A 23,577-nucleotide genomic window follows, 5' to 3' on the forward strand; every position below is an offset into this window, starting at 1 on the left:
AAATCCTCGCTACCGTCGCAACCATGCGAAAGCTTCTGACAATGCTCAACGCCATCATCAGAGACAACAAACCATGGCAAAACGCTTGACATCAAAGACAGTCGCTCATCCGACCCTTCGGGCCACCTTCTCCCCCTTGGGGAGAAGAAACAGGCGGCACGGGCTCGCCCTATGCGGCAAGAATGGCATTTTCCTGAATCAACCTCTTAGCAACACCCGCCAGCGGGTTGAAGAGACTCACCTTTTCCGACCCGCTCAGCTCGCCTTCGGCCGCCAGACGATATCCGCCACGTTGAGTTTCTTCGGCACGATCTTCAGATCGTAGAACTCATCCGCAAGTGCCTGCTGATAGGCGATGGCTTGATCCGGAACCAGCGAAACCCGCCCGAGATCGGCGCCCGGCCGCGTTAGCGAGACCTTGGTGACATCCTCGGGAACGCCGGTGATCGACGCCAGCGACTTTGCCGTTGCATCGATATTGGCCTGCGCTTTCGCACCCACATTCGCCAGTTCCTTGAGGATCAACGGCACGAGATCGGGATTGGCCTCCACGAAATCGCCATTGGCAAGGAAATAACTCCACGGATCGACGATGCCTTCGGCGGTCGAGAGAACCCGTGTCGTCGGCTCTTTTTCCGCCACGGCGAAATAAGGATCCCAGATCGACCAGGCATCGATGCTACCGCTTCGGAAGGCGGCGGCCGCATCCGGCGGGGCAAGATCGACCGGCGTAATATCATTCAACGTCAACCCTGCCTTTCGCAACGCCTTGACGGTGACATTATGCGCGCTGGAGCCGCGCTTGAAGGCGACTTTTCTGCCTTTCAGGTCTTCCAGCGTCTTCAGCGGCGAATCCTTCTGCACGAGGATGGCCGATCCGCCGGCCGCCGCTTTGTAAGTGCCCACATAACGCAGATTGCCGCCGGCGGCCTGCGCGAAAAGCGGCGGCACATCGCCGGTCGGGCCGATATCCAGCGCACCGGCACCCAGCGCTTCGAGAAGCGGCGGCCCGGAGGAGAATTCCGACCATTTGACCTCGATACCGCGATCCTTCAGCAACGCTTCGAGCGCGCCCTGGCTTTTCGCGAGCGCTATCACGCCATTCTTCTGCCAGCCAATCCGCAATGTGGCGGTTGCGGCACTCGCCCGCCGGATATGCGGCAGAAACACCGCCCCGGTCGCACCTGCAATCAGTCCCAATGTTCCGCGTCGTGTAAGCATATGGATATCCCTCGCTATTCCATCCTTCGACAGTAAAAGCGTAGATATTCGAGAGATTTTATCAAAATCGCAGTTTGCGCGCAGACAGCTCCGGGAGAATTGAATGTGCGAATTTGCCACGATGGGTGGAATAGAATTGTCGTGCCCCGGCGGCGGCTACCGGGATGGACCTTCCGGCTGGATCAGCCCTTGGCGGGCCAGATCGACGGGAAAAACGACCCGCAAATGAAAATGCCCTCCCCGGCAACCGGAAAGGGCATTGGTCGAAAAAATTGACCGGCGGACGATCACTCCTCGCCGGATTTCGGATTGTCCAGCAGCATGTAATCGAGCGGCAGCTCGGTCGTATATTTGATCTGCTCCATCGCGAAGGCGGAGGACACGTCGCGAATTTCGATCTTGGCGATCATGCGCTTGTAGAAGGCGTCATAGGCCGCAATGTCAGGCACAACGACGCGCAGCAGGTAATCGACATCGCCGCTCATGCGGTAAAATTCGACGACTTCCGGAAACTCGGAAACCACCTCGGAGAAACGCTTCAGCCATTCGATGGAATGGGAGGCGGTGCGGATGGAGACGAAAACCGTGACCTTGGTGTTGACCTTGACCGGATCGAGCAGCGCCACGCGCCGGCGAATAACGCCGTCTTCCTCCATCTTCTGGATACGCCGCCAACAGGGCGTCGTGGAAAGGCCGACCTTTTTCGCCAGATCGGCAACGGCCAGCGTGGAATCCTCTTGCAGAATGCGCAAAATCTTACGGTCTAGGCGATCCAATGCGTCTATCCTCCTGAATTAATTTCCTTTCAATACACTAATTTTTGCAGAAAAACAGAAAATTGTTTCACTAAAGCCGCATTTCCACATGTTGTCGCAGAACCGGCAGCAGTTCCTCCGTGAACCATGGGTTCTTTTTCAGCCAGCCGGTATTGCGCCAGCTTGGATGCGGCAGGGGAAAAATGCCGGGGCCGGAATTGGCATGGAGAAAGCCGCGCCAGTCCTGCACCGTTTCCGTCATGGTTTTGCGCCGCCTTTCACCCAGGTGAAAAGCCTGTGCATATTGGCCGATGGCGAGGATCAGCTCCACCTGCGGCATCGCCATTATTACCCGCTCACGCCATTGCGGCGCGCATTCGCGCCGGGGCGGCAGGTCGCTGCCCTTGTCGTCATAACCGGGGAAACAGAAGCCCATGGGCACGATGGCGAAACGATCCGGATCGTAGAACGTCTGCCGGTCGACGTTCAGCCATTGGCGCAGCCGGTCACCCGAGGCATCGTTGAACGGCAGCCCTGTTTCATGCACGCGAAGCCCCGGCGCCTGCCCGGCAATCAGGATGCGCGCCTTGGTGGATATGACGACCACCGGCCGGGGTTCGTGCGGCAGGCGATCGGCCATTCCCCTGAGCGGCTTGTCGCGACAGAGACGACAACGGGCGATTTCGCCGCGCAATACGTCCAGCCCGTCATCACGCACCGGCGCTAGCTCAACCATGATCCCACCCCAGAAGATGACGGACAATGGTGAGGAAACCCGCCGCCGGCGTTTCCAGATCCGCGGCACGGTGTTCCCGCCGCCATTGCGACGGTTTCTCGAATTCTCCCGCCCAGATGCCGCGTGCCTGCCTGCGCGCCGCCGCCTGCTCGCTGGAGAACTGGAAATAACCAGATGCGACGGCAAAACCCGCCGACACCATTTCCGATGAGACATCCCTGCCGCCGGCGGAACAATAAACCAGCAGCCGCCCGTAACGGTCCCTGGAACTGCCGGAACAGGAAAAATCCACAGCCCCGGCCAGCCTTTGCAGGACACGACGCGCTTCCTCACCGCACGGCCAGCTTTCGCTGCCGCGCAGGCATGTCTGCGAAAGCTCCGGCGCATCGATGCCGAGCAGCCGGAAACGTTCCTCACCCTTCGACAGCGTATCGCCATCGATCACGAAGAAGCGGCCGCTATAGGTTTCGCTGTTGATCTGGTCGAGCTTGGCCGCGATCAGAATGCCCAGAAAAACCGTGGCGAGAAAAAGCCCGCCATCGCGAAATGCCGAAAACCGCCTGCCCTTGCCTCCATTTCGTCTCATGTAACAACAAACCCTTGTCAGAAATGGCAAACAAATCCTTTCACGGCAGCATCTTCTTAAGATTTTGCGCGTAGTCTGCAAGGGTTCATGTCACCCTGCGTTGTAACAATGAGTAAAAGCGTCAGCACGTCCACCGACAAGATCATCGTCGACCGGTCGAAAAAGCACCGCAACAAGGCGGTCTTCGACACGGTGAAGACGACGCGTGAACGCCTGCAGCAGGGGGCCGGCGCAAGCGACGCCTATGAACGCGAAATGCTGACCATGCACATCGCCGAAACCCTGCAGGGCGCGATGATCATGCCGCTTTTCATCCTGCTCGCCTCCATCATCGGCCTTTATATAACGCGCGACATCAGCCTGATCATCTGGTCGCTGATTGCGCTGAGCTTCCACGCCTTTTCCCTGCTCTTGGCCAAGCGGGCGGCAAAACAGGAAATCACGGCCGACAATCTTCAGCACTGGAAAAGTCTCTTCCTCGGCATGCAGATCCTCATCGGCTGCGCCTGGGCGATGTTTGCGTTGGCCGAACCCGTGCGCAACGACCCGACGCTCGTGCTTTTCTTCAAGGGCTCGACGCTGCTGATCGCGCTTTCGCTCACCGCCATGGCCAATTTCATGCTGCGACGGGCGACCTTCATGACCTTTTTGCCGGTGCTCGCGGCTCTCTGCATGACCTCGGCCATTTCGCGCAATCCTTTCGATGTCGGTCTCGCGCTGATGTTCGGCATGGCCATCCTCTTCTGCCATCGCATCACCAGCCGGCTTTACCAGACCAGCATCAAGCTCCTCTCCTCGCAGACGGAAAAGGACGACCTGATTGCCGAACTCGAAGTCGCCAATTCGGTTTCGGACGAGGCGCGGCGGCGCGCGGAAGAAGCCAATCTGGCGAAATCGCGCTTCCTCGCTTCCATGTCGCACGAGCTCAGAACGCCGCTCAACGCCATTCTCGGTTTCTCGGAAGTCATGTCGTCGGAAGTGCTCGGCCCGCTCAACAATCCGCTCTACAAGGAATATTCCGGCGATATCCATCGCTCCGGCCAGCATCTGCTTGATCTCATCAACGAAATCCTCGACCTGTCGCGCATCGAGGCAGGCCGCTACGACCTGAACGAAGAAGCGATCTCGATGCTGGAAATCGCCGAGGATTGCATCGGCATGATCCAGCTTCGCGCCCGCGCCAAGAACATCAAAATTTCCCAGCAGTTCGAAAACAGCCTGCCGCAGGTCTGGGCCGATGAGAAATCCATCCGCCAGGTCATCCTCAATCTGCTGTCCAACGCCGTGAAATTCACGCCGCAGGGCGGCGAAATCCTCGTGAAGGCGGGCTGGACGGCAGGCGGCGGCCAATATGTCTCGATCAGGGATAACGGACCCGGCATTCCCGAAGATGAAATTCCCGTGGTGCTGTCCGCCTTCGGTCAGGGATCGATCGCGATCAAGAGCGCCGAACAGGGAACCGGCCTTGGCCTGCCCATCGTTCAGGCCATTCTGGCCAAGCATGACGGCCAGTTCATCCTGAAATCGAAACTGCGCGAGGGCACTGAAGGCATCGCCATCCTGCCGGCCAAACGCGTGCTGCAAAGCCTCCCGGCCGTGGAAGAAACCCACGCCATCCAGCCGCGCCGCCGGTCCTTCGCTTGAGGCATTTCCAGGAAAAGTGGCCTCCGGTTTTCCGTCCGGGAGAACTTCAGAAGAACAGCGTCGTTACCAGCGAATACAGCACGAAAAATCCGTTCGCCATCAACAGGCAGAAGACGGCAAAGGAGCCGAGGTCCTTGGCATGCCGCCCGACCGAGGAGATTTCCGGTGAAATGCGATCCACCAGCTCTTCGATGGCGGTATTGAGCGCTTCCACCGAAAACAGCAACAGCATCAGCACCGTAAAGACGAGAAGATGGGCAAAGGGTGCGCCGACGACCAGAAGCAGGGTAAGCCCGACGCCGAAGGCGAGAACCTCATGCCGGAACGCCGCTTCCTGCCACAGCCGGCCAAGCCCCTGCACGGAATAGCGCGCGGCGGCAAAAAGATGCCGCCAGCCTTTTTCCTTGCGAAAGGCGGGTTCCGGTTGCTTCTTTTGCGGCGTCACGTCCATCTTCAGCCTCAATGGTCGGGGCGGGAGCTGATGCGGGTGTCCACACCCGCCGCTTCGAATGTCGCCATGCCGGAATGGCAGGCGGCGGCGGCCTTGACGATGCCGGCGGCAAGCGCTGCCCCCGTGCCTTCGCCGAGCCGCATGCCAAGCGCCAGAAGCGGCGTCTTGCCGAGCTTTTCGATGGCGGCCAGATGGCCGGGCTCACCCGAGACATGGCCGATCAGGCAATGGTCGAGCGCCGCAGGATTGGCAGCCTTGAGGAGAGCGGCAGCGGCCGTCGCCACATAACCGTCGATCAGCACGGGAATGCGTTGCACGCGGGCAGCAAGGATGGCGCCGGCAATCGCTGCGATCTCGCGTCCGCCGAGACGGCGCATGATCTCCAGCGGATCGGACAGATGATCCTTGTGGAACTCCACCGCCGCCTTCACCGCCGCGATCTTGCGGGCCATGACTTCGCCTTCCGAACCGGTGCCCGGACCGGTCCATTCTTCCGCCGTGCCGCCATAAAGCGCGAGATTGATCGCCGCCGCAATGGTGGTGTTGCCGATACCCATTTCGCCGACGCAGAGAAGATCGGTTCCGCCGGCAATCGCTTCCATGCCGAAGGCCATGGTGGCGGCGCAGTCGCGCTCGGAAAGCGCCGGCTCGCAGGTGATGTCGCCGGTCGGGTAATCGAGCGCCAGATCGAAAATCTTCAGGCCAAGATCGTTTGCAACGCAGATCTGGTTGATCGCCGCACCGCCTGCCGCGAAATTTTCTACCATCTGTTGGGTCACGGATGTCGGATAGGGCGTGACGCCGTGCCGGGTAACGCCATGATTGCCGGCGAAGATCGCCACCAGCGGACGGGTGACGGCCGGAGAACGGCCCGACCATGCCGCTAGCCACATGGCGATTTCTTCGAGACGTCCGAGCGAACCGGCAGGCTTGGTCAGCTGCGCATTGCGCTCCTTGGCCGCCACAAGCGCGTGCGTATCCGGGCCGGGAAGCTCGCGCAGCAGCGCGCGGAAATCGTCGAAGGGCAATCCGCTCATGCTCATGATATCTGTCTTTCTCGTCGTCGGGTTGGCTGTCGCATCGGCTCATGCGTCCGGAACTTGTGTTTTCCGGCAAATCGGTCTTTGTTGCGCCTCTCATAATCGCGGATGCGCCGCGGAACAACCGGAAATGCAGCGACTGCAACGGAGAGAGCATGAAGGCCGGGGATTTTATAACAGATGTCATGCATTCCCTCGCCTTTCTGAGCCGCCTGCCCGTTCCTTCGCGGTTTTTCGATGATGCCGACGGCGTGTCGATGCGCCGCACAGCCCGCGCCTTTCCCGCCGCCGGCCTGCTGATCGCCCTGCCCGCCGCTTTCCTTATTGTGGTTTTCGCAGTCTTCGACGCCTCTCCGCAACTTACCGGCTGGCTCGTCATCGGCCTGACGGCCCTCATCACGGGGGCTCTGCACGAAGACGGTCTCGCCGACATGGCCGACGGTTTCGGCAGCGGCAAGGAGAAGGCCCGCACCCTTGAGATCATGAAGGACAGCCGCATCGGCAGCTATGGCACGATTGCCATGATCATGTCCTTTGCGCTTCGCGCTACCGCACTCGCCTCGCTCATTGAGACGCTGCCGGCAAAGACCGCCGCCGCCGCCCTGATCGCCGCGCTTGTCCTCAGCCGCGCCCTGATGGTGTGGCACTGGCAGTCCCTGCCTGCCGCCAAAACCTCCGGCATCGCCGCCGGCGCCGGTCAGCCGGGCTCCAGCGAGCGCAACATCGCGCTCGTGATCGGGCTACTGCTTTTCACGCTCTTCACGCTGCACGCCCTGCCGCTCCTGTCGATTGCCCTCGTGCTGGCGGCAGCCTTTCTGGCGGCCGTCCTTTTCGGTAGGGTCTGCGACAGCAAGATCGGCGGCCATACCGGCGATACCATCGGCGCCTGCCAGCAGATCACGGAGATCGTGATTCTCATCGCCCTTGCCCTTGCGGCGTGACGGCCTGATATAAATCATCATGGAAACACCCTGCATCCATATCTGCCGCCTCGATGAAACCAGCAGCCTCTGCATCGGCTGCGGACGAATGCTGGATGAAATCGGCGGCTGGGCAGGCTATAGCGACGAGAAGCGCCGCGAAATCATGCGGTCGCTGCCGCAAAGACTGGCAAACCTGCCCGAGACCGCCAAGGAGACGCATACCGCATGAACAGGCTGACCATCGTTCTCCTCCTGCTGGCCGTCGGCCTTGGCCTGCTTCTCATCAATCACGACGGCGGCCGAACGCTCGGCATCGACAACGATCAATTCGCCCACGTGCTTTATCTTCTGCCCATTGCCGGTCTATTATCGGCCGGCATTCTGGCGGGAAGACGAGGCAGTTTCAGCACCGTCATCCGCCAGCTCGCCGTCTGGCTCGTCATTATTCTCGGCCTCGTCTCGCTCTATCTCTATCGCTACGACCTGCAATCCTTCGGCGACCGGTTGCTCGGCGGCCTGATGCCCGGCCGCGCCGTGGTGGTGACGACAGCTGGCGGCGAACAGGAAATCGTCCTGCAAAAATCGATGAGCGGCCATTTCGAGGCAAATGTCGGCGTCGAAGGCAAGACGATCCACATGCTCGTCGATACCGGTGCAAGTTCCGTGGTGCTCGCCAATGCGGATGCGGCAGAAATCGGCATCGACACCGCAAATCTCCGCTATACCGTGCCGGTGATGACCGCGAATGGTCGCACGGCGGCAGCCCCCGTTACCCTTTCGGAAATCAGTATTGGCCCGATCATGCGACGCAACATCCCCGCCCTCGTCGCGCAGGATGGCCAATTGGGCCAAAGCCTGCTCGGCATGAGCTTCCTGTCGACGCTCGGTTCGCTGCAGATGCAGACCGATGAATTGCGATTGCGGGATCGGTAAGCTGCTCTCGGAGAAGGCACCTTATCTTGCGATCAAACGCCCCCATCACAATATATGTGAAGTAACGAGGAAAGGGTTGATCAACGCTGACCCGCTGAAGCAGTGGCTTATCTCGAAAAATACCGCCACCTCGGCAAATCATTGACAGGCCGCATTGACCATGAGACAAGATTACATATTCAACGCAGGAGTTCTCAACATGATCGGTCCAGATCCTATCCTACTTTGATCTAAACGTCCTTCCACTGTAGAGAAGCGAAGCGTCGAACTATGGTTTCGGCGCTTTTTGGTTTTTTGAGATGCCCGGTGAACGGATTTTTCGCTTTAGTTTGTATCCCCTGTATTTTCTTTCCATTGTCTGCAAAAGCTTCTCGCCGGTTTTCTTTGCCTCTTCCGCGTGCTCGTAGAGGCTACGAATGGCGCTTTCCCGACCCTCGAGTGAAATATTGGTGAAACTCTTACGGTATATTCCATCTATCTTGGCGCGGATTTTATCCAGAACACCATAGAAATAGACGACATCGCCAATATACTCTCTTCCAGTGGCCGATATGGAATCGATATTCTTCAGATAGAAATGGGTGTGACGTGCATCTGTAATATGCGGAACGAAATCTTTGTTTTCCTTGATGCGCTCCCTGAAAGTCACATAGGAAATAGGCGCGGCAAGGAAGATCGCCATATCGGCTGTATTAAAGTCGATTTCCGCATACAGGGATCGAATGAATTTCTCTTTTTCTCGCGATTTTTTCCAGAATCCTACGCCCACCGCTACAAATTGTCCAAGTATCCAAAGTGTGAAGGCTGTGGAAGCCGCCACCAACGCGGCGAGCAATTGCGGGCTTTCAGATATTTGCTGCGTCGCTGACATGCAACAATTCCCTTAAATATAAGAAAATACATATTGCGATAATGACAATATAAAAATCACAAGACGCCAATATTAACAACATAAATACGATACTTCAGATGGCGAACTGGCCAGGATTGCGCCGCCAATATCAAATCGGTCTCGATAGAAAAACGCAGTAGGAACTCAACCTGAAACGGGCGGAACTAAAATGCTCGTAGAAACGCCTTTCCGAGAGATTTCTTTCTGCCCGGCACCCGCCCAACGAACCATTGCCCCTTGATTCCTTCCCATTTGATAATTTATGTTGGTTCCGTTCTCAGGGCGGGGTGCAATTCCCCACCGGCGGTATCGGGATTTTTCCCGGAGCCCGCGAGCGCTTCCGGTCTCCAAAGCCGGAAGGTCAGCAGATCCGGTGAGAGGCCGGAGCCGACGGTATAGTCCGGATGGAAGAGGACAAGGCATAGGACGCCCGCGCGTGAGCGGGCTTCGCATTGCATTGTTCGCCCAAGGGATATTTGGCGCTTCTCGAAGCGCGAAAATGCCGCAAAACGGCATAACCCTTGAAAGGCTTGAAAGAAAATGACCATTGCTAAAATTGAAGACGCGATCGAAGCCATTTCCCGTGGCGAGATGGTGATTGTGGTTGACGACGAAGACCGCGAAAATGAAGGCGATATCATCGCCGCCTCCGACAGCATCACCCCACAGCAGATCGCCTTCATGATGAACCATGCGCGCGGGCTGATCTGCGTCGCCATGCCGGGCGAGCGTCTCGATGCGCTCGATATTCCGCTGATGGTGTCGCGCAACACCGAATCCCTCAAGACGGCCTTCACCGTCTCGGTGGACTATATTCCGGGCACCACCACCGGCATTTCCGCCGCCGACCGCGCAAAAACCGTGCGTGCGCTGGTATCGGAAGAATCGCGCCCGGAAGATTTCGCCCGCCCCGGCCACATCTTCCCGCTGCGCGCCAACCCACAGGGCGTTCTCGGCCGCACCGGGCACACCGAAGCAGCTGTGGACCTCTGCCGCCTCGCCGGCAAATATCCCTGCGGCACCATCTGCGAAGTCGCCAATGACGACGGCACCATGGCCCGCCTGCCCCAGCTCGAAGTCTTCGCCGAACGCCACGGCCTGCTGGTCGTGACGATCAAGGACCTTGTTGCTTACCTCAAGGGCGAGGTTGTCGAGGAAGTGGCGCAGAAGCAGGTCGCTTGAGCTGCTGCTCGCGGTGTGAATACAAAAACGCCCGGCGCAAGCCGGGCGTGATGCCTGTGAAACCGTCTGGTCCTCTTCCGTCATGCCGGACTTGATCCGGCATCCAGCCACGGCGCGTCTGCGCCGTGAGAAGAGTATTTTGCGATCAAAGACTTGATCGCGCTGGACCCCGGATCAAGTCCGGGGTGACGGAGGGAAAAGCCGCGTCAGCCTGACCCATAGGTCTGGCGCGCCCCATCATCCACCTCAGCGCTACCGCGTCGAAAACCCTACCAGCAGCAGAAACCACCATCCACCAGCAGATCCACGCCCGTCACGAAGCTCGCCGCATCGGAGAGCAGGAAGATCGCCGGACCGACCATCTCATCGACGCCCGCCATGCGCTGCATCGGCGTCTGCTCTTCGAACAGCTTCGTCTGGTGCACCATTTCCGGCCGCGTATTCATCGGCGTCGCCGTGTAACCGGGCGAGATGGTGTTGACGCGGATGCCGCGACCCACCCACTCCATCGCCATGGATTTCGACATGTGGATGACGCCTGCCTTCGAGGCATTGTAGTGGCACTGCATCAGCCCGCGATTGACGATGACGCCGGACATGGAGGCGATGTTGACGATTGCGCCGCGCCCGTTCTTCAGCATGGCATTGGCTTCCGCCTGGCAGGACAGGAAAACGCCCTTCAGGTTTATGTCCATCATCGTCTGGAACTGGCTTTCCTCCATCTCCTCGGCCGGATTGGCATTGGCGATGCCGGCCGCATTGACGGCGAGCGACAGCGCGCCAAGTTCGGCCTCGGTGCGGGCAACCGCATCGGTCAGCGCCTCTTTGCTGGTCACATCAGCGGCAATCTGGATCGACTTGCGCCCGGCCTTGGCGATGAAATCCGCCGTCTGCGCCAGACCGTCATCGGTGCGGCGGTCAAGCAGCGCGACATTGGCGCCGGACTGGGCAAGCCCCATGGCGATCCGCTGGCCGATGCCGGAACCGGCGCCGGTGACGAGCGCCACCTGGCCGGAAAGATCGAACAGTTTCGGCGCATTGAGCGTGATGGTAGACATCGGTATTTCCTTCTTCAGATGGTTGCCAGTTCCATGACCGAGACGTCGTTTGCTTCGTCACGGTTGAGGATGCCGGCCTGTTTTCCCTGCGCAAGCACGAGGATGCGGTTCGAAACGCCCAGCACCTCCTCGAGATCGGAGCTGACGACGATGACGGCCACGCCGCTTTTGGCCAGATCGACGATGATATCGTAAATGCCCGCCCGCGCGCCGACATCGATGCCGCGCGTCGGCTCGTCCAGCACCACCACACGCGGATTGCGGGCAAGCCATTTGGCAATGACCACCTTCTGCTGGTTGCCGCCGGAAAGATCAGATGCCGGCTGTTCGCTACGGCCCTTCACGCCAAACTTGGCGATGGCCTCCTTGGTAAAGGCGCGCTTGATACGCGGCGTGATCCAGCCGGTGCCTACGCGGTCGAGATTGGCATAGATCAGGTTTTCGCCGATCTCGTGCTCCACCACCAGCCCCTGCAATTTGCGGTCTTCCGGCACCATGACGATGCCCTTGGCGATGGCGTCCGCCGGGCTTTTCAACGTCAGCACCTTGCCATCCAGCAGCACCTCACCCGCACTCGTCGGATCGGCGCCGGAAATGGCCCGCACCAGTTCGGTGCGTCCCGCGCCGATAAGACCGGCAATACCGAGAATTTCACCGGCGCGAACGCCGAAGCTAATGTCGCGGAAGGCATTGGTCGCGCCGGTCAGCCCCTTGACCTCCAGCACCACCTTGTCCTGCGGTTCCGGCAGCGTCGGAAACAGGCGTTCCAGCGAGCGGCCGACCATGCTTTCGACAATGGTCCGTACCGGCGTCGCGCTATCGGCGAATTCATGCACCCGCTCGCCATCGCGCAACACGACGATGCGGTCGGTGATCTGTTTGATCTCTTCCATGCGGTGAGAAATATAGATGATGCCCACGCCCTCGGCGCGCAGCTTGCGCACCTGCTCGAACAGCGCCTGCGTTTCCGCGCCGCCAAGTGCCGCCGTCGGCTCGTCGAGGATCAGAAGTTTGGCGTCCAGCGCCAGCGCCTTGGCGATTTCGATCAGCTGCTGATTGGCAGTCGAAAGACCGGCCACCTTGCGGGTCGCGGGAATGTGGAGGTTGAGACGCGCCAATTGCTGCTGGGCTCTGCGCACCATCTCGGCACGGTCGACAACGCCGTTCTTCATCGGCCAGCGGCCAATGAACACGTTTTCGGCGATGGAAAGCTCCGGCAGGAGCTTCAATTCCTGATGGATGAGGACGATGCCCTTGTCGATCGCCTCTCGCGGCGAAGACGGTGCATAGGGCTGGCCGAGCCATGTCATCGTGCCTTCGGACGGCTCGCGCGAACCGGCGATGATGCCTGACAGCGTGGACTTGCCCGCGCCGTTTTCACCCAGCAGGGCCACCACTTCGCCGGGATAAACGTCGAGATCGACGTTTTTCAGGACCTCGAGCGGACCGTAACGTTTGCTGATGCCACGGAGCGAAAGAACCGGCTCGCGCATGACGGGACCTCCCAGGACATGATCGCGGCGGAGATCCGCCACAGCCTTGTGTCCAAATTGCATAAAGACAAACCAATGAATGCCCCGCGCATCCCATCGGACGCGCGGGGCGGATGCATCAGGGATGGTTGGCGATGAAGCCTTCGACATTTTCCTTGGTGGTCAGCGTCGCATCGGAAAGCTGCACAGCCGGAACCTTTTCGCCGCCGACGATCTTGACGGCCATCTCGACAGCGGTGCGGCCCATCTTCTGGGTCTGCTGTGTTGCGGTCACGTCGAACACGCCGTTCTTCAGCGCCTCAAGCGCCGCCGTATCGCCATCGAAGCCGCCAACGACGATCTTCTGCGAAGGGTTGGCGACCTTGATCGCCTGCGCCGCGCCAAGCGCCAGACCGTCGGCCTGTGCAAAGACGATGGAAATATCCGGATTGGCCTGCAGCATGTTCTGCATGATCTGGAAGCCTTCATCCTGGCTCCACATATTGGACCACTGTTCGGCAACGATCTTCACACCGGAATTGGCCTTCACCGATTCCATGCAGCCCTTGGTGCGGTCCACTTCCGGCGTCGTGCCCTTCTGGCCGTGGATGATGACCATCTTGCCCGAACCGCCGGCCTGCTTGATGATGTAATCGCAAACCGCCTTGGCGGAGGCGACGGAATCGGTGGCGAGGAAGGTATCGCCCGGCGCGCCATCGGCATTGCGGTCGATGTTGATGACCGGAACACCGGCGGCCTTGGCAAGCTTTACCGGAACGGTCGCGGCGGCGGCACCGGCCGGAATATAGATCAGCGCATCGATATTCTGGGTCAGCAGATCCTGGATCTGGTTCACCTGCGTCGGGCCATCGCCCTTGGCATCGACGGTGACGACGGCAATGCCGCGCGTCTTGGCTTCGGCCTCAACGGCCTGCTTGATCTGGTTGAAGAAGTTCGCCTGCAGATTGGCGACGGCAAGGCCGATCTTCTTGACTTCGGCGGCATTGGCAGAGCCGAGCGACAGGGCGAGAAGGGCGGCGGATGTCAGCAGAATGCGTGAAAATTTCATGATTATTCCTCCATTTGTTGATTGTTGACCTTCGGGCAGATCGAACCTCCTCCCCTCCGGCCGTTTATTTCACGCCTCCCCAATAAGGAGGGTCGTTTATTGCGCGGACGGCTCAGCACCGTCCGCAGGCAAATTCAGCTTCTGCGGCGGCGCAAGGTTTCAGCGCCAACGGCCAGCACGATGACGACACCGATGATGACCTGCTGCAAAAAGGGAGAGACGTTGAGCAGGTTGAGGCCGTTGCGCAGCACGCCGATGATCAGCACGCCGATCAGCGTTCCGCCGATGCCGCCCGCACCGCCCGAAAGCGAGGTTCCGCCGATGACAACGGCCGCAATCGTATCCAGCTCGTAACCGAAGCCGCTGGAGGGCTGCACCGAGTCGAGACGCGCCGCAAGAACGATGCCGGCGAGACCGGCAAGAACTGCACAGGCGACATAAACGCAGATCGTCACCAGCGGCACATTGATGCCGGCAAGGCGCGCCACTTCCGGGTTACCGCCGACCGCATAGACCGTCCGGCCTTCCGAACGGAAGCGCAGGAACAACCAGGAAACCAGAACGACGACGAGCATCAAAAGCACGGTCGCTGTCAGCACGCCGAAATGGCGGTCGATTGCCAGCATCATGAACCAGTCAGGGAAACCGACGATCTGCTGTCCATCGGTGATCATATTGGCGAGACCGCGCGCCACCGACATCATCGCCAGCGTGGCGATGAAGGCCGGCACGCGGAAGGCAGTGACGAGAATACCGACCACGAGGCCGCAGGCGGCGGACGCGATCAGCGCCAGCACGATGGCCATGCCCATCGGCATGCCCGCCACATTTGCCGTCCAGCCCATGATCATCATCGACAGCGCCAGAACCGAGCCGACAGACAGATCGATGCCGCCAAGCAGGATCACGAAGGTCATGCCGACGGCCATGATGCCGAGAACGGTGATCTGGTCGAGAATGTTGAGCCCATTGCGCAGCGACAGGAAATTCTCGCTGGCGAAGGTCAGAAACACGCAGAGCAGCAGCAAGCCCAAAAGAGGTCCGGTCGCTCCGCTCAACCAGGCAAGCGGGCTCCTGGTGTGCGTGACCCCCTCATTGCGTTCAATCGCGGACATGGCTCCTCCCGGTGACTGTCTTGCATTTTTTAAACCGATTAGAATAATTATTCATTGTCGGTGAAACATGCATAAGCCAGTTTCGAGAAGGTTGTCAATAGGGCGTTAATGGCGAGGCCTGCCGTGAACAAGGACAGGCGGCTTTCAGCCTGCCGCCTCTCTACTCATTCCTGTGCTCGTCACAGGAATCCAGTCGACGCGCGTCTGCGCGGCGGGAAGAGCCCTTTCAGCCCAAGGACTTGGGCTGACTGGATTCCTGTGACAAGCACAGGAATGAGGGCTGTAGAGATGCTCTTCACCGTGAATGCGAATGTAGCGGCAGAAATAACCAGCACGGATTGAAACAAGAGAATCCGCAATTCCGGCTTGACAGAAACGCCATCTCTGCAATTATATAAATAGCTGTATAAATATTCACACGCATGTTTTGAAGAGGATTCCATGCAGTCCCAGGAGCTAGAGCGCATTGCGCGCCAGATTCGCCTTCGCGACGTACAGGCTGTTTTCGAAGCTGGTGCGGGCCATGTCGGCGGCGAAATGTCCGCTATCGACATCATGACGGCCCTTTATTTCCGCGTCCTGCGCATCTGGCCGGATGATCCGAAAAACCCTGCCCGCGACCGTTTCGTGCTTTCCAAGGGCCATACGGCCTGCGCGCTGTATGTGACGCTGGCCAAGCGCGGCTTCATCCCCGAAGAGGAAATCTCGACTTTCCTGCAGCCGAATTCGCGCCTTAACGGCCACCCGAACTGTAACAAGGTGCCGGGTGTGGAAACCAATACCGGCCCGCTGGGTCATGGATTGCCAGTTGCGGTGGGCATGGCCAAGGCGGCCAAGCTTTCCGGCGCGGACTACCACACCTATGTGATGACCGGCGACGGCGAGATGCAGGAAGGCTCCAACTGGGAAGCCATCATGTCCGCCGCACAATTCGGCCTGAACAACCTGACGCTGATCGTCGACCACAATCGCTTCCAGCAGGGTGCGGCGCTTTCGGAAACCAATGATGTCGCGCCGCTTCGCCCGAAGCTCGAGGCTTTCGGCTGGGAAGTCAGCGAAATCAACGGCAATGCCATGGCGGAAGTCGTGCCGGCGCTGGAGCATCGCGGCGACCGTCCGCATTGCATCGTCGCCCACACCAACAAGGGTCACGGCATTTCCTTCATGCAGGACCGCGTCGACTGGCACCATAAGGTTCCGAGCAGGGAACAATATGAAATCGCCGTCAAAGAACTTTCGGAGACATTGTGATGAACGCGCCCGTAACCGCCGCCAAGCTTTATGACTGCCGCGACGCCTTCGCCGAAACGCTGGAAGCGCTGGCAGCCGGCAATGACAAGGTCGTCGCCGTCTGCAACGATTCGGTCGGCTCCTCGAAGCTCGGCGGCTTCAAGTCGAAATTCCCCGAGCGCCTCGTCAATGTCGGTATCGCCGAACAGAACATGGTCGGCGTTGGCGCCGGTCTCGCCAATGGCGGCCAGTTGCCTTTCGTCTGCGGCGCATCCTGCTTCCTCACCGGCCGCGCGCTGGAGCAGATCAAGGCTGACCTTGCTTATTCCAACGCCAATGTGAAACTGATCGGCATCTCCTCGGGCATGGCCTATGGCGAACTCGGCCCGACGCATCATTCCATCGAAGATTTCGCCTGGACCCGCGTTCTGCCAAACCTGCCGGTCATCGCCCCCTGCGACCGCATCGAAACGGCGGCCGCCGTCAAATGGGCGGCAGACTATGCCGGCCCCTGCTTCCTGCGCCTGTCGCGCGTCGGCGTGCCTGATCTGCTGCCGGAAGGCCATGTCTTCGAACTCGGCCGCGCCAACCTGCTGCGTGAAGGCTCCGATGTGACGCTGATCGCCAACGGCACGCTGACGCACCGCATCGTCAAGGCCGCCGATATTCTGGCCAGCCGCGGCATCAAGGCTCGGGTTTTGAACATGGCGACCGTGCGTCCCATCGATGAGGCGGCCATCGTCGCAGCAGCGAAGGAAACCGGCGCGATCCTGACGGCTGAAGAACATTCGATCTTCGGCGGCCTCGGCTCGGCCATTGCCGAAGTCGTGGTCGAACAGGCCCCCGTACCGATGAAGCGCCTCGGCGTTCCGGGCGTCTTCGCCCATACCGGTTCTGCCGAATGGCTGCTGGATGAATTCGGCATGGCGCCGGCCGCCATTGCGGATGCGGCCGAAGCGCTGATCAAGAGAAAATAAAGTCTCCTCCCAGAGTCGTCGCGTGTCTTCGGATGCGCGGCGACACCCTTTCTGCAATATCGTCGTTTAATCGCCGCAAGGCGGAAACGAAAACTGCCGACGAAAGACTCCCATGATGCGCGCCATTCTGTCCATCGATCAGGGCACCACCAATTCCAAGGCCATTCTCGTCTCGGAAAGCGGAGAGTTGCTGGCGCGCGGCTCATCACCGGTCGGCATCGCCTATCCGCAGCCCGGCTGGGTGGAACAGGAGCCGCAGCGCATCTGGGCCTCGGTCTGCGAAGCGATCTCCGCCTGCCTCGCCGCCGCGCCCTCCACCGTCGATGTCGCAGCCATCGCCATTTCCAACCAGCGCGAATCCGTAACCATCTGGGACGGCGAAACCGGCGAGCCGCTCGGCCCGGTGCTCAGCTGGCAATGCCGCCGCACGGCGCAGGATTGCGCCGAACTGATCGAGAAGGGCCATTCCGAGCGCGTCATGGCGCTGACCGGCCTGCCGATCGACCCGATGTTTCCGGGCGCAAAAATGCGCTGGCTGCTGGAGCGCGCGCCGAAGGGCCGCAGGCTCCGCATCGGCACCATCGACAGCTGGCTCATCCATTGCTTCACCGGCGGCGAGGTCCATGCCTGCGACGCCTCCAACGCCGCCCGCAGCCAGGTGCTCGATCTCAACCGGCAGGTCTGGAGCGATGAGCTTTGCGAGCTCTTCGGCATCGATATCGACACTCTGCCCGATCTGCGCGACAGCAGCGGCGATTTTGGCGTCACATCAGGCGTTCCCGGCATCAAGGACGGCACACCGATCCTCGCCGCCATCGGCGACAGCCACGCTGCCCTCTTCGGCCATGGCGCCTTCAATCCGGGTGACGGCAAGGTAACCTTCGGCACCGGCTCCTCGGTCATGACAACCCTGCCGCATTTCATCGCGCCCGAACGCGGCATCACCACCACCGTTGCATGGCGGCTCGGCGGCAAACCGACCTTCGCTTTCGAGGGCAATATTCTCGTTTCGGCAGCCTCCCTGCCCTGGATGACGGAGATTCTCGGCCTGCCGGATGTCAGCGCCCTTGTCGAGCTGGCCGCCACTGCTGAGCCAAACGGCCCCGGTTTCGTGCCGGCCTTCGTTGGCCTCGGCGCACCCTATTGGGATACGAATGCGCGTGCGCTTTTCTCCCAGATCAACTTCAGCACTACCCGCGCCCAGATGGCCCGCGCCGTCACCGATTCCATCGCCTTTCAGGTCCATGACGTCTTCGCCGCCATGCGCGCGCAGTCGCCTTCCGGCTTCGGGCGCCTGTTCGTGGATGGCGGCCCGAGCCAGAACCGTTTCCTGATGCAATGTGTCGCCGACATGCTGCAACACCCCGTCATCCAGCGTGACGCGCCGGAAGCCTCGGCACTGGGTGCCGCCTATCTCGCCGGCCTCGCCCTGGGTGTCTGGAGCGATCTCGATGCCATCGCGGCGCTGAACAGCAACGGCAACACCATCGCGCCGTCCGCGAGCGAAAACAGCCAGCGGCTCGGCATCTGGCGCGATGCGATTGCCCGCTCGACCTTGCCTGTAACCTCGGGTAATGGTGAATAAAAATTCACCCCTGGAGGGCTTATGGGCAGGCTAAACGAACTTCGAATGATTTCCCGCGTGGCGCAGATGTATTTCAGCGAGCACAAACGTCAGGCGGAAATCGCCCAGCATCTCAATCTCTCGCAGGCCACCGTCTCGCGCATGTTGAAGCGCGCCGAGGCGGAAGGCATTGTCCGCACCAGCATCATTCCGCCGCCCGGTACCTATAGCGATCTGGAAGCGCAACTGCGCGAACGTTTCGACCTGCCGGAAGCCATCGTTGTCGATTGCAGCGAAGATCGCGACGGCGCGATCATGGCCCGCATTGGCGAGGCAGCGGCGCATTTCCTCGAGGTGACGCTGTCGCAGAACGAGATCATCGGTGTTTCCAGCTGGAGCCAGACGATCTTCAAGATGGTGGAAAACATCCACCCGCTAAAAGGCGCCAAGGCGCGTTATATCGTCCAGACGCTGGGCGGCATGGGCGACCCATCGGTGCAGACGCATGCGACCCAGATCACCACGCGTCTGGCGCGGCTGACGGAGGCCGAGCCGAAACTGCTGCCGGTACCGGGCGTCGCCACCTCACGCGAAGCCAAGCTTTTGATGCTCGCCGACCCCTTCGTGCGAGAAACCATCGATCTCTTCGGGTCGATCACACTCGCCGTCGTGGGCATCGGTGCGGTCGAGCCGTCGGAGCTTCTCGCCCGCTCTGGCAACATCTTTTCCGCCAAGGAACTCGCCGATCTCGCGCAGGCAGGTGCGGTGGGCGACATCTCGCTGCGCTTCTTCGACAAGGACGGCAAACCGGTGAAGACGCCGCTCGACGACCGGGTCATCGGCCTGCCGCTGGAAAACCTCTCCAATGTTGACCGTGTCATTGCGCTCGCCGGCGGTTCGAAAAAGACCGAGGCGATTGCCGGCGCGCTCAGAACCGGGGTGATCGACGTACTCGTCACCGACAAATTCACCGCCGAACGACTGGTCGGCCAGGAAACATAGCCAAAATCCCATAAAGGAGGAGACATGAGGCGCTTTGAAGGTCAATCCATATTCGTGACCGGAGGCAACAAGGGCATCGGTTACGGCATCGCCCGCCGTTTTGCCGAGGAAGGCGCGAAAGTCGCCATCGCCTCTGTCGACAAAGACACGCAGGATGCCGCCAAAAAACTGGCGGACGAGACGGGCAGCGTCACCCATGGCGTGATCCTCGACGTTCGGGATGCGGCAGCGGTGCGCGAGGCCTATGGTGCCGCCGAAGAGGCTATCGGCCCGCTTTCCATCTCCGTCCAGAATGCCGGCGTCATCACCATTTCGAAGATCGAGGAACTGACGCAGGAACAGTGGGATTTTAACCTCGACGTCAATACCAAGGGCGCCTTTCTCTGCTGCCAGGAGGCGATCCGCCGCTTCCGCGAAAGCGGCACCAAGGGCCGCCTCGTCAATACCGCCTCCGGTCAGGCACGGCAGGGTTTCATCTATACCCCGCATTATGCCGCCTCGAAGTTCGGCGTTATCGGCCTGACGCAGAGCCTTGCCAAGGAACTCGCGCCGGAAGGCATTACCGTCAACGCCATTTGCCCAGGCATCATCCACACCGAAATGTGGGACTATAACGACCGCGTCTGGGGCCAGATGCTGGGTGAGTACAAGCCCGGCGAACTGATGGCCGAATGGGTGCGCAACATCCCCATGCGCCGCGCCGGAACGCCCGCCGAAGTCGCCGCACTGGTGGCGTTTCTGGCTTCCGACGACGCGGCCTATATCACCGGCCAGACGATCAATGTCGATGGTGGGTTGATTATGTCTTGAGGCTCGTTTGGGAACGGGTGCGGAGCAGCCAACCTCCCTCATCCCTGTGCTCGTCACAGGGATCCAGCCAGCCCAAGTCCTTGGGCTGAAAAGAGTCTTTCCGCCACGCAGACGCGTGTCGGCTGGATTCCTGTGACGAGCACAGGAATGAGGGAGGTAGGCCGTACCGTCAGTTGCGCAGCCTATACCCCGTCTTGAACATCCAGCCGACAACACCGAGGCAGAGCGCCAGAAACAGCGTGATCATCGCAAGGCTGATGGCAGGATTGACGTCGGCGATCTCGTAGAAACTCCAGCGGAAACCGCTGATGAGATAAAGCACCGGGTTGAAGTGGCTGACCGTCTGCCAGAAGGGCGGCAGCATGTCGATGGAATAGAAGCTGCCGCCGAGGAAGGTCAGCGGCGGCACCACCAGCATGGGGATGAGGTTCAGTTGCTCGAAATTCGTCGCCCAGATGCCGATGATGAAGCCGAACAGGCTGAAGCTCACCGCCGTGAGAACGAAGAACAGGATCATCATGAACGGGTGGGCGATGGTGATATCCACGAAGAAGGAGGCTGTTATCAGGATGATCGTGCCGATCATCAGCCCCTTGGTCGCCGCCGCCCCGACATAACCGGCCAGAATTTCCGTCATCGCCACCGGAGCGGAGAGGATTTCGTAGACCGTGCCGGTGAATTTCGGGAAATAGATGCCGAAGGAGCCGTTGCCGATACATTGCGTCAGAAGCGTCAGCATGATGAGGCCGGGCGTTATGAACGCGCCGTAGGAAACACCGCCAACCTCCTGAATCCGCGAACCGATCGCGGTTCCGAAGACGATGAAATAGAGCGAGGTGGAAATGACCGGCGAGACCACGCTCTGCAGCAGGGTGCGGCGCGTGCGCGCCATTTCGAACAGATAGATGGCCTTGATGGCTTCGAAATTCATTTCTGGCCTCCCACCAGCGAAACGAAGATATCCTCAAGCGAACTCTGCCGCGTTGAAATATCCTTGAAATGGATGTTGGCGGCAAAAAGGGCGCTCAGAACGTCGGCAATACGACCCTGTTCGCCATTGTCCTCGATTTCATAAGTAACGGTGCAGCGGTCATCGGAAAGCGTCAGCCCGAAGGGCGCAAGACTGTCGGGCAATTGCTCCACGGGCTGGGCAAGCTCCAGGAAAAGCTGCTTGCGGCCGAGTTTCTTCATCAGCGCCGTCTTTTCCTCCACCAGCAGCAATTCGCCGCTATTGATGACGCCCACACGGTCGGCGATTTCTTCCGCCTCTTCGATGTAATGCGTGGTGAGGATGATGGTGACGCCCTTGGCGCGCAGCTCTGAAACGACGTTCCACATGTCGCGGCGCAGCGCCACATCCACGCCGGCCGTCGGCTCGTCAAGGAATAGAACCTTCGGCTCATGCGCCAGCGCCTTGGCGATCAGCACACGCCGTTTCATGCCGCCGGAAAGCTCCCGCAGCATATTGTCCTTCTTGTTCCAGAGCGACAGGGATTTCAGGATGCGCTCGATCAGTTCCGGGTTCTTCTTCTGCCCGTGCAGGCCGCGCGAGAAGCTGACGGTGTTCCACACGGTCTCGAACTGGTCGGTGGTCAGTTCCTGCGGCACGAGGCCGATCAGGGCGCGGGTCTGGCGAAAGTCCTTCACCACATCATGCCCGCCGACAAGCACCGAACCTTCACCGGGATTGACGAGGCCGCAAACGATGGAGATCAATGTCGTCTTGCCAGCACCGTTCGGACCCAGAAGAGCGAGGATTTCCCCCTCTTTGATATCGAGGCTGACACCTTTGAGCGCCTGAAAGCCGTTTGCGTAGGATTTTGTCAGATTCCGTATCGAAACAATGGCATTCATGGCGAATCTTTCGAAAAACCGAGTAAGATGCACGCCATATAGGCCGGGGAAGGCGCAAATGCCAGTCCGACAGGCTGAACACTGCGTTCGGCGATTAAGGAAAATCAGCCGTAAACGCTATAGAAAAACTGCGCCGCAACGAAAACCAGAAACAGTCCGAAGGCGCGCTCCAGCTGCTTCTTGCTGAGCGCATGCGCCAGCCGCGCGCCATAGGGCGCAACGACAAGCGTGATGGGGATCAGCAGTACCACGGCGATCCAGTTGATGAAGCCGGTGGAAAACGGCGGCAGGCCCGCATCGCCCCAGCCGGCCCAGATATAACCCAACAGACCCGGCAGTGAAATCAGCACGCCGACGCCGGAAGACGTGGCGACCGCCTGATGAATGGTGCGTCCATAGAGCGTCATGAAGGTGTTGTTCATCACCCCGCCACCCACGCCCATCAGGCCGGAAAAAAGCCCGATGCCGGTGCCCACCAGAAAACGGCCCGGGTTTTGCGGCAGGTCGGAACCGAGATGCCAGCTTGCCCGGTTGAAGATCATCCGAAAGGCAAGCGCCAGCGCGATGAAGGCGAAGATCAGCCGCAGCGCAACGCTCGAGGCATAAGCGGCAACCACGGATGCGAGGATGGTTCCTAGCGGCACGGCGACGATCCAGCCCTTCAGCAGATCGATATCGACCGCGCCTTTCTGACGATGCGTCAGGAACGAACGGATGGAAGTGGGCACGATAATGGCGAGCGACGTGCCAAGCGAGAGATGCATGCGCACCGCCTCCGGCACATCCAGCAGCCCGAAGACCTGGTAGAAGACAGGCACCAGCACCGCGCCGCCGCCAATGCCGAACAGCCCCGCCAGAAGACCGGCGACAACACCCGCTGCCGCAAGCGCCGCAGCAAAGACCATCAGCTCTGAAACAGGGGGCATAAAGGCAGGCTCCCGAAGGCCGTTGTCACAAACATGTGACCCTCATAGCGTATCAGAAGAGCGCGGCAAGCCATGTTGGCCGCAGGTCAGTACGGCGCGATGTCTTTTGCCGCACATCCGCGCCGGATGGACCACTC

Annotated in this window: 24 protein-coding genes and 1 riboswitch; of the genes, 10 read left to right on the forward strand and 14 right to left on the reverse strand. The window is 60.1% G+C overall.

What is annotated here, in order from left to right:
• Nucleotides 1-255: 255 nt before the first annotated feature.
• From PIB16_RS18420 to PIB16_RS18435, 4 genes are all read right to left on the reverse strand, one after another.
• Nucleotides 256-1,221 carry an aliphatic sulfonate ABC transporter substrate-binding protein gene (locus PIB16_RS18420; RefSeq protein ID WP_078052761.1) on the reverse strand — a complete coding sequence of 322 codons (966 nt, stop codon included), beginning with the start codon at nucleotides 1,219-1,221 and terminating at the stop codon, nucleotides 256-258.
• Between the two features lie 287 nt (nucleotides 1,222-1,508).
• Entirely contained in the window at nucleotides 1,509-1,997 is a 489-nt protein-coding gene (locus PIB16_RS18425; RefSeq protein ID WP_003507846.1) for an Lrp/AsnC family transcriptional regulator, read from the reverse strand.
• Between the two features lie 70 nt (nucleotides 1,998-2,067).
• Nucleotides 2,068-2,712: a uracil-DNA glycosylase family protein gene (locus tag PIB16_RS18430; RefSeq protein ID WP_271046140.1), complete on the reverse strand. Its 645-nt coding sequence runs from the start codon at nucleotides 2,710-2,712 to the stop codon at nucleotides 2,068-2,070.
• Entirely contained in the window at nucleotides 2,705-3,298 is a 594-nt protein-coding gene (locus tag PIB16_RS18435; protein ID WP_271046141.1) for a thermonuclease family protein, read from the reverse strand. Before PIB16_RS18435 ends, PIB16_RS18430 begins: the two co-directional genes overlap by 8 nt.
• 108 nt (nucleotides 3,299-3,406) lie before the next feature.
• Between PIB16_RS18435 and pdhS2 the strand changes: the two genes are divergently transcribed.
• The gene (gene pdhS2 / locus PIB16_RS18440) at nucleotides 3,407-4,942 is read left to right on the forward strand and encodes a two-component system sensor histidine kinase PdhS2 (RefSeq protein ID WP_035262217.1); all 1,536 of its coding nucleotides are present in this window, start codon (nucleotides 3,407-3,409) and stop codon (nucleotides 4,940-4,942) included.
• Nucleotides 4,943-4,988: 46 nt separating this feature from the next.
• On the opposite strand, the gene PIB16_RS18445 is transcribed toward pdhS2, so the two are convergent.
• Entirely contained in the window at nucleotides 4,989-5,393 is a 405-nt protein-coding gene (locus PIB16_RS18445) for a diacylglycerol kinase (protein ID WP_271046142.1), read from the reverse strand.
• Nucleotides 5,394-5,401: 8 nt separating this feature from the next.
• A complete protein-coding gene (gene cobT / locus PIB16_RS18450; RefSeq protein WP_271046143.1) occupies nucleotides 5,402-6,436 on the reverse strand; it encodes a nicotinate-nucleotide--dimethylbenzimidazole phosphoribosyltransferase in 1,035 nt (344 codons plus the stop codon).
• Between the two features lie 152 nt (nucleotides 6,437-6,588).
• Here cobT and PIB16_RS18455 point away from each other — a divergent pair, with 152 nt between their 5' ends.
• Genes PIB16_RS18455 through PIB16_RS18465 form a run of 3 tightly spaced genes read left to right on the forward strand, consistent with a single transcriptional unit; the run spans nucleotide 6,589 to nucleotide 8,289 of the window.
• On the forward strand, nucleotides 6,589-7,374 hold the full coding sequence (locus tag PIB16_RS18455) for an adenosylcobinamide-GDP ribazoletransferase (protein ID WP_333780002.1): 786 nt from the start codon (nucleotides 6,589-6,591) through the stop codon (nucleotides 7,372-7,374).
• 19 nt (nucleotides 7,375-7,393) lie between these two features.
• A complete protein-coding gene (locus tag PIB16_RS18460; RefSeq protein ID WP_271046145.1) occupies nucleotides 7,394-7,585 on the forward strand; it encodes a DUF1289 domain-containing protein in 192 nt (63 codons plus the stop codon).
• Nucleotides 7,582-8,289 carry a TIGR02281 family clan AA aspartic protease gene (locus PIB16_RS18465; protein ID WP_271046146.1) on the forward strand — a complete coding sequence of 236 codons (708 nt, stop codon included), beginning with the start codon at nucleotides 7,582-7,584 and terminating at the stop codon, nucleotides 8,287-8,289. Before PIB16_RS18460 ends, PIB16_RS18465 begins: the two co-directional genes overlap by 4 nt.
• Nucleotides 8,290-8,557: 268 nt before the next feature.
• On the opposite strand, the gene PIB16_RS18470 is transcribed toward PIB16_RS18465, so the two are convergent.
• Nucleotides 8,558-9,160: a hypothetical protein gene (locus PIB16_RS18470; protein WP_271046147.1), complete on the reverse strand. Its 603-nt coding sequence runs from the start codon at nucleotides 9,158-9,160 to the stop codon at nucleotides 8,558-8,560.
• A 290-nt stretch (nucleotides 9,161-9,450) separates the two neighbouring features.
• Nucleotides 9,451-9,601: riboswitch (FMN riboswitch) on the forward strand.
• Nucleotides 9,602-9,721: 120 nt separating this feature from the next.
• Here PIB16_RS18470 and ribB point away from each other — a divergent pair.
• Nucleotides 9,722-10,363: a 3,4-dihydroxy-2-butanone-4-phosphate synthase gene (ribB, locus tag PIB16_RS18475; protein WP_065655913.1), complete on the forward strand. Its 642-nt coding sequence runs from the start codon at nucleotides 9,722-9,724 to the stop codon at nucleotides 10,361-10,363.
• Nucleotides 10,364-10,632: 269 nt separating this feature from the next.
• Here ribB and PIB16_RS18480 read toward each other — a convergent pair whose 3' ends face one another.
• The 4 genes from PIB16_RS18480 to PIB16_RS18495 form a co-directional block, all read right to left on the reverse strand.
• On the reverse strand, nucleotides 10,633-11,421 hold the full coding sequence (locus PIB16_RS18480; RefSeq protein WP_035262232.1) for an SDR family oxidoreductase: 789 nt from the start codon (nucleotides 11,419-11,421) through the stop codon (nucleotides 10,633-10,635).
• A gap of 14 nt (nucleotides 11,422-11,435) precedes the next feature.
• Nucleotides 11,436-12,914 carry a sugar ABC transporter ATP-binding protein gene (locus tag PIB16_RS18485; RefSeq protein WP_125147032.1) on the reverse strand — a complete coding sequence of 493 codons (1,479 nt, stop codon included), beginning with the start codon at nucleotides 12,912-12,914 and terminating at the stop codon, nucleotides 11,436-11,438.
• 118 nt (nucleotides 12,915-13,032) lie between these two features.
• Nucleotides 13,033-13,962 (reverse strand): sugar ABC transporter substrate-binding protein, encoded by a 930-nt coding sequence (locus PIB16_RS18490; protein WP_271046148.1) that lies wholly within the window; start codon nucleotides 13,960-13,962, stop codon nucleotides 13,033-13,035.
• A 134-nt stretch (nucleotides 13,963-14,096) separates the two neighbouring features.
• A complete protein-coding gene (locus PIB16_RS18495) occupies nucleotides 14,097-15,077 on the reverse strand; it encodes an ABC transporter permease (RefSeq protein ID WP_065655910.1) in 981 nt (326 codons plus the stop codon).
• A 441-nt stretch (nucleotides 15,078-15,518) separates the two neighbouring features.
• On the opposite strand from PIB16_RS18495, the gene PIB16_RS18500 reads away from it, so the two are divergent.
• The 5 genes from PIB16_RS18500 (at nucleotide 15,519) to PIB16_RS18520 (ending at nucleotide 20,660) form a co-directional block, all read left to right on the forward strand.
• The gene (locus PIB16_RS18500; protein ID WP_078052753.1) at nucleotides 15,519-16,328 is read left to right on the forward strand and encodes a transketolase; all 810 of its coding nucleotides are present in this window, start codon (nucleotides 15,519-15,521) and stop codon (nucleotides 16,326-16,328) included.
• Nucleotides 16,328-17,284 carry a transketolase family protein gene (locus PIB16_RS18505; protein ID WP_271046149.1) on the forward strand — a complete coding sequence of 319 codons (957 nt, stop codon included), beginning with the start codon at nucleotides 16,328-16,330 and terminating at the stop codon, nucleotides 17,282-17,284. Before PIB16_RS18500 ends, PIB16_RS18505 begins: the two co-directional genes overlap by 1 nt.
• Nucleotides 17,285-17,399: 115 nt before the next feature.
• Nucleotides 17,400-18,869, forward strand: coding sequence for an FGGY family carbohydrate kinase (locus tag PIB16_RS18510; protein ID WP_271046253.1), 1,470 nt, complete (start codon nucleotides 17,400-17,402; stop codon nucleotides 18,867-18,869).
• A 21-nt stretch (nucleotides 18,870-18,890) separates the two neighbouring features.
• A complete protein-coding gene (locus PIB16_RS18515) occupies nucleotides 18,891-19,850 on the forward strand; it encodes a sugar-binding transcriptional regulator (protein WP_063947625.1) in 960 nt (319 codons plus the stop codon).
• A gap of 24 nt (nucleotides 19,851-19,874) precedes the next feature.
• The gene (locus PIB16_RS18520) at nucleotides 19,875-20,660 is read left to right on the forward strand and encodes an SDR family oxidoreductase (RefSeq protein ID WP_271046150.1); all 786 of its coding nucleotides are present in this window, start codon (nucleotides 19,875-19,877) and stop codon (nucleotides 20,658-20,660) included.
• Nucleotides 20,661-20,829: 169 nt separating this feature from the next.
• Here PIB16_RS18520 and PIB16_RS18525 read toward each other — a convergent pair whose 3' ends face one another.
• From PIB16_RS18525 to PIB16_RS18535, 3 genes are all read right to left on the reverse strand, one after another.
• A complete protein-coding gene (locus tag PIB16_RS18525; protein WP_003520396.1) occupies nucleotides 20,830-21,591 on the reverse strand; it encodes an ABC transporter permease in 762 nt (253 codons plus the stop codon).
• Complete coding sequence (locus PIB16_RS18530) at nucleotides 21,588-22,514, reverse strand: ABC transporter ATP-binding protein (protein ID WP_271046151.1); 927 nt, start codon at nucleotides 22,512-22,514, stop codon at nucleotides 21,588-21,590. The genes PIB16_RS18525 and PIB16_RS18530 overlap by 4 nt, the downstream gene beginning before the upstream one ends.
• A 104-nt stretch (nucleotides 22,515-22,618) precedes the next feature.
• A complete protein-coding gene (locus PIB16_RS18535; protein ID WP_065655906.1) occupies nucleotides 22,619-23,440 on the reverse strand; it encodes a sulfite exporter TauE/SafE family protein in 822 nt (273 codons plus the stop codon).
• Nucleotides 23,441-23,577 lie beyond the last annotated feature (137 nt).

The organism is Agrobacterium sp. ST15.13.015, from assembly GCF_027871645.1.
Taxonomy (GTDB): Bacteria; Pseudomonadota; Alphaproteobacteria; order Rhizobiales; family Rhizobiaceae; genus Agrobacterium; species Agrobacterium leguminum.